Annotated in this window: 9 protein-coding genes; 7 read left to right on the top strand and 2 right to left on the bottom strand. The window is 57.6% G+C overall.

The window, feature by feature from the left end; all coding sequences use genetic code 11:
- Positions 1-164 precede the first annotated feature (164 nt).
- Together ABD928_RS02060 and msrA are read left to right on the top strand one after the other, a co-directional pair.
- Positions 165-821: a PilZ domain-containing protein gene (locus ABD928_RS02060; RefSeq protein ID WP_345165591.1), complete on the top strand. Its 657-nt coding sequence runs from the start codon at positions 165-167 to the stop codon at positions 819-821.
- A 43-nt stretch (positions 822-864) separates the two neighbouring features.
- Positions 865-1,413 (top strand): peptide-methionine (S)-S-oxide reductase MsrA, encoded by a 549-nt coding sequence (gene msrA / locus ABD928_RS02055; protein ID WP_187714246.1) that lies wholly within the window; start codon positions 865-867, stop codon positions 1,411-1,413.
- Between the two features lie 69 nt (positions 1,414-1,482).
- On the opposite strand, the gene ABD928_RS02050 is transcribed toward msrA, so the two are convergent.
- On the bottom strand, positions 1,483-2,217 hold the full coding sequence (locus ABD928_RS02050) for an outer membrane protein (RefSeq protein ID WP_345165588.1): 735 nt from the start codon (positions 2,215-2,217) through the stop codon (positions 1,483-1,485).
- 720 nt (positions 2,218-2,937) lie between these two features.
- Here ABD928_RS02050 and ABD928_RS02045 point away from each other — a divergent pair.
- The 3 genes from ABD928_RS02045 to ABD928_RS02035 are packed head-to-tail and all read left to right on the top strand — an operon-like array spanning position 2,938 to position 6,495.
- A complete protein-coding gene (locus tag ABD928_RS02045) occupies positions 2,938-3,942 on the top strand; it encodes a KpsF/GutQ family sugar-phosphate isomerase (protein WP_223276218.1) in 1,005 nt (334 codons plus the stop codon).
- A 53-nt stretch (positions 3,943-3,995) separates the two neighbouring features.
- A complete protein-coding gene (locus ABD928_RS02040) occupies positions 3,996-5,726 on the top strand; it encodes a glycosyltransferase family 2 protein (RefSeq protein ID WP_345165586.1) in 1,731 nt (576 codons plus the stop codon).
- A 4-nt stretch (positions 5,727-5,730) separates the two neighbouring features.
- Positions 5,731-6,495 carry a DUF5672 family protein gene (locus tag ABD928_RS02035; RefSeq protein ID WP_345165584.1) on the top strand — a complete coding sequence of 255 codons (765 nt, stop codon included), beginning with the start codon at positions 5,731-5,733 and terminating at the stop codon, positions 6,493-6,495.
- A 9-nt stretch (positions 6,496-6,504) separates the two neighbouring features.
- Here ABD928_RS02035 and ABD928_RS02030 read toward each other — a convergent pair whose 3' ends face one another.
- Complete coding sequence (locus ABD928_RS02030) at positions 6,505-7,230, bottom strand: hypothetical protein (RefSeq protein WP_345165581.1); 726 nt, start codon at positions 7,228-7,230, stop codon at positions 6,505-6,507.
- Positions 7,231-7,586: 356 nt separating this feature from the next.
- Here ABD928_RS02030 and ABD928_RS02025 point away from each other — a divergent pair, with 356 nt between their 5' ends.
- Positions 7,587-11,144, top strand: a complete 3,558-nt coding sequence (locus tag ABD928_RS02025; protein WP_345165578.1) for a hypothetical protein — start codon at positions 7,587-7,589, stop codon at positions 11,142-11,144.
- A complete protein-coding gene (locus tag ABD928_RS02020; RefSeq protein WP_345165575.1) occupies positions 11,141-12,625 on the top strand; it encodes a hypothetical protein in 1,485 nt (494 codons plus the stop codon). The genes ABD928_RS02025 and ABD928_RS02020 overlap by 4 nt, the downstream gene beginning before the upstream one ends.
- Positions 12,626-12,648: the final 23 nt, after the last annotated feature.

Raw genomic sequence — 12,648 nt, 5'->3', positions numbered from 1 at the left:
ACCCGCGACCTTGTGGATTCTGCGCCTGAAAGCATGTGCACGTCAAACAAATGAAACGGCTTCTTAACCGTAACTTAGTAACGGAGAGCATTGGTTTTTAGCTCGCCGGAGCGCATTTCATGTTCGGATCGCTCATTCGTCGGAGAGAAATCCGTATTCCCAGTGTGGAAGACGGTACATTCGATTCGACCACTTTCTCGCTCAGCACTGCCGTTCCGCGCCCGTCGGAGCGTCGCAATGAGGAGCGCGTCGCTCCGATGCTTCGCGTCGCCAAGCTGGACGGTCCCTCGGGCGAGCAGCTGATCCGTGTTCGCAACGTATCCGCCGGTGGCCTGATGGCAGAGGCCGGGCAGCCGGTGTCGGTTGGTGATGAAGTATCCGTCGAACTGTCTTCTCAGAAGATTCCGGGCTCAATCGTCTGGATCCGCGAAGGCACGATCGGCGTGAAGTTCGATCAGAACATCGACCTGGGTGAGCTTTTGGCGGGCCGCAAGCCCCGTCACGGCTTCCGATCGCGGCCGCCCCGACTGGAAGTTAGCTGCAAGGCATCGCTTCGCGTCGACAAGATCTACTACACCGTCGATGTGCACGACATGTCGCTCGGCGGAATGAAGGTCGAGCCGATCGAGGAATATTGCCTCGGCAAGAAGGTCGTGGTGGTGGTCGAGAGCCTGCGGCCTGTCCGCGGCGAGATCCGGTGGTACTCGGACCGTAAGGCCGGGATCGTTTTCGACGAGCCGCTGACGTTCGAGGAACTGGCGGAATGGGTTGGCAAGCGGCTGGAACTCGCCAGCCTCAAGGCATCTTATAAGCAGGGCTGATCGAACCTACATTAGTCGCTCCCCGAATTAGCAGGAGCGGATAATGGCCCAAGACGTCGCCGTATTTGCAGGCGGATGCTTCTGGTGCACCGAAGCCGTATTCAACGATGTGGTCGGCGTGACCAAGGTCGAGAGCGGCTACATTGGCGGCGAGGTCGCCAATCCGACGTACAAGCAGGTTTGCGGCGGTGACACAGGTCACGCCGAGGCGATCCGGGTCACCTTCGACCCGGATGTCGTCAGCTACGATGACCTGCTCAATATCTTCTTCGCGACGCACGATCCGACCCAGCTCAATCGCCAGGGCAACGACATCGGCACCCAGTACCGGTCCGCGATCTTCCCTCAGAACGACGAGCAAAGTCGCCAGGCTCGCGAAGGGATCGAACGCTCAAACCCGGGTTGGGGTGGGAAGATCGTCACGACGATCGAGGCGAACGGCCCTTGGTACCCCGCCGAGGATTATCACCAGCAGTATTGGGAAGGCGAAGGTCAGCGGAATCCCTACTGCATCGCCGTAATTCCACCAAAGCTGCAGAAGCTCCGGAAGAGCTTCCAGGCCCGCACGAAATCGGCAGGCGCTCCCGCCTAGGCTTCACACTTTGGACAAAGAAAAACCCCGGGAGAGGCGACTCTCCCGGGGTTCTCTTTGCTTGGCTGCTTAGCCGCGCTCTGGCGCCGGCGGCGGCGGAGGCGGCGGCGGCGGCGGAGCCGGGCAGGCCTCGGTCGCCAGGATCACCGAGCCGTCCGGGCACGTCTGCGTAGCAGGCGGCGGGGGCGGCGGCGGAGGCGGCGGCGGTGGCGGAGGGGGCGGCGGGGCGGCTTCAGCGCCACCGAACCGGATGCCGGCACCGACCAGCATGGCCAGACGCGAGGAGTTCGTCCGGTAGTTTGAATACCGGGCTTCGCCCTTCACGTAGAACATGTTGCTGACGCTCTGTTCGACACCAGCGCCAACCTGCCAACCGCGGGTGCGGAAGTGGTTGTAGTAGCTGCCGAGTGGATTGTCGGCGTCGAAGAACTTGCGCTGCTCGTTGATGACCCAGCCGCCCTTGGCGTAAATCAGGGTCGACGGCGTAACGAGAGCACCGGCGCGAAGACCCGCGCCCCACTCTTCGAACGATTTGCGATATGCGACGCCCGGACCGTCACGCGTGACGTTCTCTGCCTTCGACATCCAGTAGCTGCCGTAGGGACCTACGACGAATCCACCGAGGTCGAAATCGGCGCCAATCTCACCACCGTAACCGAGGTGGTTGTCATGGTTGCCTTCGGAATAAAAGCGATCGACGCCCACATTCGCCTCTGCACGGATTCCGTACAGCGACTGGGCGCTCGCCTGTGAGGTCGCCAGCAAAGCTAACGCCGTGAAGGCACCGATACGAACTAGCCTCATCGAAAAATCCCCTTTCTCTACACAAGGAGTGACTATTAAACCCAGAACCGCGGGGTGGTTCCCGCTAAACAACAATTGTCTTCGAAACTCTTAAATCTGCGGCATTTTCACAATGTTCGCTCCCGTGGGCAGCACGGCTGGGGGCAAACAGTCAAGCGTCACACGTCAGAAATTGTCTAATGCAAATGCCGGTATTGCAAATCCGCAACAGTCATTCGGCGAACAAACTCAGCTCCTGTCAAATAGGACCTAACTTATAACACGATCTTGACTGAACGGTGATGACCGCCCCGATTTCGCCAATATCGTCTTGTTTTCGTAATGAATCCTGTCATCGGCAATCCATATGCGATCAGCAACCTCATGCACGAGGAGATCCGCCTCGGCCGTTCATGCTGCCAAATGCCTCAGAATTGAGAACGCTCCGAAGTCGACGGAATTAATATTCCGCTGATTGTTATAGAGTAAATAGCGAATAACACGACCGTACGGTAGTTCATCCTCGGTTCATCCGCGGGCTTCGACTGATTTTGGAGCAAATTTTGCCTTTACCCGGCACGATCGTGATGTCATGCCGCAACACCATTGACCGAATTAGGTCAAATCCCGTCGTCGATGCTGGAATATGAAAGCAAGGACGACTAAGCGGATGTTTCCTCATTGAGGTGATATTCGACAGGCGAGCTCGGTGCCTGAAACTGTATTTGCGAAGAGGGGCCAGTGACAGTTCAGCCTATCCTGCGGACGCAGCCTTGCGACGGCTCGATTCTCCGTCGTGGTTCCGAAGTAATCAGCATCGAAGCTCGGGCGCTAAGCGTCTTGGCGCAGGCGCTCGACGCCTCGTTTGTCGATGCTTGCAACGCCATCTTGGCGGCCCCTGGCCGGGTGGTGGTGACCGGTATGGGCAAATCCGGTCATATCGGACGTAAGTGGGCTGCGACGCTTGCGGCCACAGGGACACCTGCGATTTATGTCCATCCTGCCGAGGCGGCTCACGGCGATCTCGGAATGCTGGTTGCCGGAGATGTTCTGGTCGTCATTTCGAACTCGGGAAACACGAGCGAACTAAGGGCATTTCTCCGCTATGCGTCGACCATTCGGGTCAAAGTGATTGGCGTCGCATCGAAACGCGAATCCCTTGTTATCGAGCGAGCCGACATCAAGCTTTGCCTACCCGCTGCCAGGGAAGCATGCCCCGCGAACATTGCTCCGACGACCTCCACCACGATGCAGCTCGCGCTCGGTGATGCGCTCGCCATGGCTCTTATGGATATGCGCGGATTCTCACGCGATGACATGAAGGTCCTTCATCCGGGCGGATCGCTAGGGCTTCGCTTGACCCCCGTCTCCGAGATCATGCATGGTCCGAGCAAATTGCCTCTCGTCAGCCAGTCGGCGGAGATGCGGGATGTCATTATAACCATGACGTCCACCGGGTTCGGCATCGCGGGCGTGGTGAATGCCACTGGCAGGCTGATTGGAGTCATCACTGATGGCGACATTCGTCGCCATTTCGACGACCTGCCGACTGCAACCGCCGAGCAGGTTATGACAATCAACCCGAAGACGGTTTCCTTGGAAACTCTTGCTGAAGACGTGCTCGTTTTCCTGAACGAGAACGCAATCACGAGCGTCTTCGTTCTTGATAGCGATGCCTCAATAAATCCCGGAAACCCGGTCGGCATTGTCCATGTGCACGACTTCCTTCGATTAGGTCTCGGCTAGGCCGAAGGCGTACTGCCGGCTACACGCAAGGGGTTGGCAGGTCGTTGCCGACCATGGATTCGATTCATGCGAAGGCAATCTCCCTCGACTGGCGCAATGCTCCCTTGCTGAAACAATACCGATCGAGATTGCCGAACAGCACCAAAGCCCCGCAAAATGAGAAGTGGGGCTGGCGCAGACGGCAGTTGACGCTCCGCGTCCACTTTGATGCCTTTCGCTTGGAACCATGGCGATATCTGGAGGCGGTAGTTTGGCGGTTGCGCGGCTTGCGTCTTCGCGCACGAAACCGCTTCGCCGAGCTGATTGGCAAGTCGCCCAGCGCTTACGCTCTTTGGATCGAAAAGATCGAGCCAAAAACACGCGCTACGTCGTTCGCGTCCGCCCCGGGAAGAGCGTTCTCATTGATTGGCGTGATAGACTGTACGGAGAGTGAGGAGAATCTCGGAGAAACGATCTCTTCATTCAAGGGTGTGGAACGATTGATAGTTGTCGGCGGCGCCGACAAGATGGGGCCGTTCGTTTGGATTCCCGAGCCAACCGACCTGGCCGAACTGGTACCTGACGCGTCGTGGATATGTATTGCCCGGTCTGGCGACAGACTTTCGGAAAGCGCTCTGGATACCTACGCCGGGGAAGGCGGGCGCCTACCCAAAAGCTCGATCTTCTATGCCGACGATGACCTGATCGGGCTCAGAGGAGAGCGGCAATTGCCGCACTTCAAGCCGAGCTGGAATCCAGAATTGTTCGCTCACCATGATTTCGTGACCCACTCCTGCATTTTGAAAGTCTCGACATCGGCGCTCCGAAAGTTGCGGCCAGGAGGCTGGGTCCGAGATCTGGTCCTCGATCTAATTTCATCGGAAAACATCCCTGTGCGGATTCCGATGGTGCTGCATCATCGGCGACAAAGGCCAAAGGCAACAAGGAGCCTCGCTGCAGTTGGAGCAATTGGAGCTTCAAGTGCGGCTGAGGTCACCGTTATCGTACCTACACGCAATCAGCTCCCCCTGCTTCGCAATTGCATCAATGGCGTGAAGCAAGTGGACTACCCAGCCGTCGAAATCTTGATCGTCGATAATGGAACCGATGATACCGAAGCCCTCGAATACCTCCACTCGCTCGAAGGGCAGGGAGCTAGGATTCTGCATATTCCGGGTCCGTTCAACTATTCGGCATTAAACAACGCGGCGGTTAGACAGACTCGCACTGAATACCTTTGTTTTCTCAATAACGATGTCGAGATGATGGACTCGGCCTGGCTTCGATCCATGATTGCTCAGGCGATGCGCGCGGACATCGGAGCGGTGGGGGCCCGGCTCTTGTATCCCGATCACACAATTCAGCATGCTGGGGTGGTAACAGGCATAGGCGGCGGAGCAGGTCACGCTCATCGCTTCCAGGCGTTGGAGGCAGAAGGTTACTTCAATCGAGCAAATCTCCCGCAGCGAACTAACGCGGTCACGGGCGCCTGCATGATCTTGGCACGACATAAGTTTCTTGCGGCGGGTGGTTTCGATGAAGTGAACTTCCCCGTGGCGTTCAATGACGTGGACCTCTGCTTGAAGCTCAACGAGAGAGGCTGGCAGTCATTTTATGAGCCAAGGGCTACTTTGATCCACCACGAATCGAAGTCCCGCGGGGACGATCGGGCAAGGCTGAACCGAACGCGGTTCGCGGGAGAACTGGCGGCGCTGAAGCGCAAGTGGGGCACGGATTGCGAGCGCGACCCTTATCACCATCCACATCTTAGCCCGTTCTGCGAGCAATTCGTTATTGCCGTCTGACCCGATGGCGCGACTGCTTCTACCCGAAGTTACCATCTGCGCGGCAGCATCGGTAAACGTTACGGCTACTGTACGCGCGTTGAAGATCTGCCTCGACCGGATCGACTTCGCAGACTGCCTGCTGTTCGGGGCGGCGGATCACCCTGTTTCAGATTCCCGGATCCGCTTGATCGACGGCCCTCTTCTCAAGTCCGGGGCAGAATATTCCGAATTCGTGCTTCGCGGCCTCGGCGAGCATGTGATGACGTCCCACGCGTTGATCATACAGTGGGACGGCTTCGTGCTGGATGCGGCGAGGTGGGATCCACGATTCCTGGACTACGACTACATCGGCGCCCCATGGCCCCAATTCCTTGACGGCCACAATGTGGGAAACGGTGGATTCTCGCTTCGCAGCCGCAGGCTGATGGATGCTTGCCGCGATCCGCACTTCGTGCTCGGCCATCCGGAAGACATTGCGATTTGCAGAACGAATAGAACATTCCTCGAGCTTAAGGGGCTCAAGTTCGCGGATCGCTCACTCGCCGAGCGATTTTCCTTTGAGCGGGGAGACCCCGTCGGTCCGACATTCGGTTTCCACGGAATCTTCAACTTGATTCCGGTGCTCGGTGCTGATGGGTTCTGGGACCTGTACCGAAAACTCGACGACAGAAAGACTGCGGCCGTCGATTTCGGATTGCTATTCCATCAGCTAGCCAATGGTTCGAACGCAATCAGACGCCGCCTCAAGTTGACGATCGATTACTTGGCCGCAATCTCCAGATGGTGATTTCGGCAGTCACGCGGCAACGCGGACATCCCGCTCTGCATTCGCCTCTAGATAGAGGGCTCGTTCGTGGAGCCAGAGATCCGCGTAATCGCAGTTCTGCCATTCATCGAACCATGGACCGCCATTCGTGAAGTGAATCACGCGAGGCGTTTTCTGGGGTTTCGAATATTCCCCCTCCAGGAAATTCCAGTCCAGATCGAGTGCGCCGATTGCGGACTCGTTCTTGATCCACTCGAACCGGTGCAGGAACGCCGGGCTTACCGAATTCACGACCGCAGGTGTAAGCGAGCGAACATCGGGGTGGTCGCAGTTGAAAAGCATGAAAGACGACCAGTTCTTCCGCGGATAGACTGCTTGCTGCTTCCCATCCATCTTAACCTGCTGGGCCGGGGTGTATTCATGTTGGACGCAATACAAGGCCTTGCTCGCATCCAAACCTTCGAAAACGTTTCTAACATCCACAGTAAACAAGAAGTCACAGTCGCAGAACAGTACCCACCCATGAAGTCCCGCCAGGTACGGTGTCAGGAAACGAGTAAGAGAGAATTCTGTTGACGCACCGGTGTCCAGTGAGCGCGTGTACAAGCCAAGCTCCCGGAGAGCCGGTTGGCGCAAAGGGATGACATTCAACGCATTGTCGGCATGGCGAAGAAGGGAGTGCCGGCAAACTTGCCACGCAATATCTTCCCTGCTGTCGTAACCAACGAAGATTTTGGGTAACTGTGCATCACGCATCTACTATTCCTGTTCCACCCGCGCTCAAACGAGCAAAATCCTGCTAATCCGTTGTGGCGAGCCCCACCACCCGCACCATCTCAATTAATCGAACGAACGGCAACAACATGGTTGTTTCCCGTTCGAAAACCCCTTTATAGCAATCCGTCGGTAGCGAACTATCCCTTCAACGAAAATAGCGAAAAATCAAGAAGATGAGCGTCCCCCAGTTCGAACATGCCGTGGTCGTGCTCGGCATGCACAGATCGGGGACGTCTGCGCTCGCTGGGATGCTTGGCTTGGCGGGACTGGCTGTGCCGCGAACGCTCCTTCCGCCCAGTGCAGGTAATGAGCGAGGCCTTTGGGAATCCGAATCCGTGAAATCTCTCAATGAGGAGCTTTTTCGTGATTTAGGAACAACTTGGCACGGTGTGGAGGACGTTGAGCTATCTTCGCTTGGGCGGCGCAAGCTGGAGCAGCTTCGGAAACTCGCGCAAGAGACTCTGAAATCCGAGTACGACGGATCTGCTTCGATCGTCGCTAAAGATCCTCGGATGTGTCGTCTTCTGGGGTTGTGGCAGCCAGTCTTCACAACGTTGGCTGCGCGGACTGGCTATCCAATGATTTTGCGCAATCCGCTGGAGGTCGCGCAATCGTTGTCTCAACGAAACGGGTTCGACCCTGAATACGGATTGCTCCTTTGGGTGCGTTATCTCCTTGATGCGGAGTTGGGAACGAGAGGGCTCCCTCGGGTTGCCCTGACTTTCGATCAACTTCTGGATGACTGGCAATCCGTGCTGGAGCGCATCGCTAGGACGCTAAAGATCCCAATCGATGCGAGTTCAGTCGACGGCGAAAAGGTGGCCGATTTTCTTTCCACCGATCTTAGGCATCACCGCATCGCGGACGAGCAGGCCTTCATCGAGCTTGCGAGATTTCCGCAAATTTCCGAAGCCTATCGAGTCCTTCTCGGATGGACGACGGGAACGCCTGAATCTTCCGTCGATTTTGAAACCCTTGATCGAATCCGGGCCGAACTCAATCGAACGGGACCTATGGTATCGGACGCCCTTGAGCGGGCCAGGCTCGATCGCAAGCGCATGGCCGGTCTCAAATCGCAGGCTGACGAAACGGCCGCCGAACTCGCACGGGCAAGGCGCTCGACCGGAGATCTCGATGCCATCAGGGCCACTCTGGCCGAGCAATCGATTTCGCAGGCTCGGCTCGAAGAAAGATTGGCAAGCGCAGTTACGCTTCTTTCCGACGCGATTGCAAAGCGAACTTCGCTCGAAGAGGCGGTAGCGGAAGGCCTGCAAGTTCAAGATGATCTGCGGAGGCAGATCGATCGCATGCGGGAGGAAGCCTTTCGTGCGGCTGAGGAATATGGTCGGAGCCGCGAAATTTCCGATGAGCACCATCGACGTGAGATGGACGCGCTGGCTGCAAAATCCGAAGCTACTGCCCGTAGTCAGTCGGAAAGATATGAGGAAGCTGAGCAGCAAATCCAGCGGCTTGCCAAGAAACAAGATGCGCTCGAAACAGAGCTCAAGGACGTAAAGCGCAAGTATCGCTCAACTCAGCACCAGCTTGTCCGAGATCAAGAAAAGCTGCGAAAATCGCAGGTTCGTCTCGCGGAAGCAGAGGCGATCATTCTCGAGATGCGGCAGTCCCTGCCTTGGCGCATTTCGGCGCAGTCCGCCAAAATGCTCCACCGGATTGGAATGCAGATTAGCAGAGCGCTCGGTGGAGGGGATCGAAAGATTCGAGAGTTTCGGGTCGCGCAGATTCGACGATCTTCGTATTTCGATGCCGAGTGGTATCTATCAAAATACCCTGACGTGGCCGATTCCGGGTGCGATGCGGCGTTGCACTTCCTGCTGAATGGGAGCCGAGAGGGCCGCGATCCTGGACCGGAATTCTCGACCTCGACCTATCTGACGGCAAATCCCGACGTCGCAAGATCCGGCCAGAATCCGCTCCTTCATTATATTGAGTTCGGTCAGTCTGAAGGTCGCAGCATTTCGGCTCGGTCTCCGGTTCCCGCCGAGTTTACAGCCCTCGCATTCAACAGTGAGTTCGGGCCGGCGGCTCCATGTGCCAACTTTCCCATCGCGAAGTCAGCCCCTGCGCGTTGGACGCGCAGCTTCCAACTCGATGGAAGCAGGCCTTGTTTGGTTTCGATCGACGGTATTCCTATCGGCTATCTTGAGGATGCCCGGCACCGTGCCTCCCTTCAGGCCTCCTTCTTGGAATTGGCGCGCTTTTCTGGTTTCCCAAGCACCTCGAGTGAGGTCCGAGCGATCGAAATGGGATCGGTTGAGACGTCCGAGACGCTCATTGACGCTTGGCAAACGGGTGATGGCCGTCTTCGCACGAGATGGAGCGCGGACGGCGCGGGGTGCATCGTTCGGGCGTACCAGCACGATCCTGAAAAAGGTGGTTCCCTTGCGCTCCTTGGCGAAGGGCTTGTGATCGCGGCCACCGATTTCATCGATGTGAACCTGAGAAATCCCTTCTTCCCCCTTGTTTTTGTTTTGGCCGATCCTGACGGCACTATCCGCGGCTCGAAAATGCTTGTTTTTCCGTCGCTTTGTCGGGGAGGTGCGCATTTTCCCGAGCTGCTCTTGCTAGCGCGAGAAGCGAACAAGGAAACTCCAAGCGCCATCGACATTCTTGGTCATAGTGAGGCTTTGTCCGGTCACTTGCGGGCAAGCCTCAGTGATACTGGCGAACCGTTCTTGGGGGGGCTTGAGGTTGACCTGAACGGCGGTGACGGGTCCGAGCCATTGTTCCAGGCGGACATTCAAGCTTGGCTCTCAAAGGTACTGCGGATCGAGGTGACTTCGTCGCCGACCCCCGGAGATCAGCGGGGCGTCGATTACCTGGCAGCTTCTATCCAGGTGGATGGCAGTCGAGGCAAACGCGGCAGCAGGCTGAGACTTTCGGCTGACATGATCCCTACGATCAGTATCCTGGTCTCCTCCTGCGAAAAAGGGGCTCCGGTTACGAACGACGTCGTTCTTCCGGTGGTGCTGGCAGGTTCGGACCAAGCTAAGCCTGCCACCTTGGCGGAATTGCCGATTACGCACGCTGAGCTACTGAGAACGTCTGTACCGGGATATGCCGAAGCCTGGCCTAGACTTGTCCCGAGCGGTGTGAGTCAACTCGGAAGCAGGGCTCCCGTCGCCGCAATTCGGCAGCATCGTAGAGCGCCCACCGATGCAGAGCTGCTTGTCCCAGTGGCTCAGCCCGTACCACTGGGGCCACAGGATACGGGTGCAATTACGTGGCTAGTCGCTTCGGATGAAACTACATCGAGTGGGCTCGCCCAGACCATCGAGACGCTTTCGCTTCAAGCAGTTTCATTTCCCGCTGCAGTTTCATTCCTCGGCAACGCAGGCGCGGAGGTCCTTGCGCTCGCCCGGCGTCTTTTCCCCGGACGCGTGAGCGAGTTCGCGGAGATAGATCTCGCGCTGGCTGCAGTGGAAACACCGTTCGTGGGCTACATCGGTGCGAACGTGACACTCCACGACAATCGAACGGCGCGAGTACTCTCAACGATCCTTGAGGAACCTGCAGCCAAATCGGCATCCTGCGTCATCGTCTCTGCGGAAAGGCGGGGGAAGGGATGGCATGCGGCGATCGCGGATCAGGGAACGCTTGCTGGAGTTTCGGGATCTGACCACCCTCCCAAGTCGGCTCTATTCTGGCGTTCGAACTATCCGGCGTCCTTGCCGCCGCGCGATTTCTGGCTAGCGCGAACCTCGGTTGCGGCGGGTTGGCTCCAGCGAGCGGGACCGATGCGATCGGACGAGGGCATGCATGTCTGCACGTCCCTGGTCACGGCCGGTTACTTGGCCGAGCGGGGCGAAGGATCGCCGCTGCTCCGGCCCCCTATGGCGCAAAATGCCATGCGCCTGGAGTCACTCCTTTGAGGATCGCGGTTCTCATTCCGTCGGAGGAATACAAGACCTACGCCGGCGCGCGCATACGCTACGGGAGGCTGAAATCGCCCCTGGAGCGAATGGGCATTACGCTTGCTCTTGAAGATGTCGCCGCTTTCTCGGTTGACCAAACTGACTTCGATGTAATCCTCATAAGCAAGTGCCACGACGCTCGGGCCCTCGTCGCAGCGGCCGCCGCCGGAAGGAAAGGATTGTTGGTCGGGGTCGATCTGTTCGACGATTATTTCAGTCAGTCTTCGGACAGCCGGCTTGTGCGTTATCGGAACTGGCTCGGCCAGCTCTTGCCCCTCTGCCAATTCGCAATTTGCTCGACCCCCGCGATGGCGCGAATCGTGCACGGCTACACGAGCGACTTGCCTGCTCACGTTGTGAATGACCCCGCGGCCCCGGCCGAATTCGATGATCTCCCGAGGTTGCTCCATTCCAAGCTTGCGCGGGCACGGACCGAGAAGACCGTTCAACTGATGTGGTTCGGAGTAGGCGACAACCCTCACTTCAAAGTCGGCCTGAATGATCTGGCAGCATTCGGTGGAGTGCTTCGAACTCTGGCCAATGCTGAGAAGAATATCGAATTGACCGTGCTTACAAACGAACGCGCGCTTGATGCCGATGGATTGGCGCTTCTTGGGCGGCTTCCGGTCAGGTCGAAGATAGACCAGTGGACTGAATCCAACGAGAGGGATCTGCTCCTCGAAGCCTTCGCATGCTTCCTGCCAGTGAACGCGCAAGCATTCAGCGCCGCAAAATCTCAGAATCGCGCAGTGACCGCCTTGACGGCAGGGTGCCAGGTCATCTCGTCGGGATACCCTCTGTACGAGCCGCTCTCAGAGTTCATTTACCGGGATATTTCGGCGTTTCAGGCCGATCTGGACCACGGAACCATGAGGCACGCGCCGGGAAAACTGGAAGCATTCACCGCGGCAATGCAGGCAACTGCTTCTGCGGCAACAGAAGCCGCTTCATTCGCTAATTTCCTCAGATCTATACCGGCGTCCGAAGGGAACGCGCCCTCCTCAGGCGCGCTCATCCTCGTTCATGGGCAAGCTACGAATGGTGCCGCCCACAAGGCGGTTCATGCTTTGAAGGGCTTTTCCGTGGCCAGTCCCTATTGCCCAGCACAATTTGGATTCGATGTCATCTTTCGCGGTGCTCCGGGCGAACTCGTAATGTTGATTGCCGACAAGGCTGCAAAATCGTTGATTCCCGAATTTCGGGATCGACTAGGGGAGGAAATCCGTTTCTCGGAGAAGAAGTACTGGCGGGTATCGGGGGGCAATGGACTGTCCGGTCGGGAACTGCTTCCTGGTGAAAGCTGGCACGATGCCCCGCTGACTTTCCAATTGGCTACATATCGACCTGCGATGCGGCAAATTCGCGAGCTAATGGCAGAAGCGTTTGGGCCCAGCCAAGTGATCCTGTCCGAGAACTCTCCACTGCCCTTCTCGGCGTGACGACACCACTATGCCAAGCAATC

It is taken from the genome of Sphingomonas daechungensis, assembly GCF_039543105.1.
Lineage (GTDB): Bacteria > Pseudomonadota > Alphaproteobacteria > Sphingomonadales > Sphingomonadaceae > Sphingomicrobium > Sphingomicrobium daechungense.
This window is presented reverse-complemented; position numbering and strand designations above follow the sequence as displayed.

Coding starts and splice junctions, on each gene's coding strand:
- msrA (WP_187714246.1), top strand. CDS start 865: ATGGCCCAAGACGTCGCCGTATTTGCAGGCGGATGCTTCTGGTGCACC.
- ABD928_RS02050 (WP_345165588.1), bottom strand. CDS start 2,217: ATGAGGCTAGTTCGTATCGGTGCCTTCACGGCGTTAGCTTTGCTGGCG.
- ABD928_RS02040 (WP_345165586.1), top strand. CDS start 3,996: ATGGATTCGATTCATGCGAAGGCAATCTCCCTCGACTGGCGCAATGCT.
- ABD928_RS02035 (WP_345165584.1), top strand. CDS start 5,731: ATGGCGCGACTGCTTCTACCCGAAGTTACCATCTGCGCGGCAGCATCG.
- ABD928_RS02030 (WP_345165581.1), bottom strand. CDS start 7,230: ATGCGTGATGCACAGTTACCCAAAATCTTCGTTGGTTACGACAGCAGG.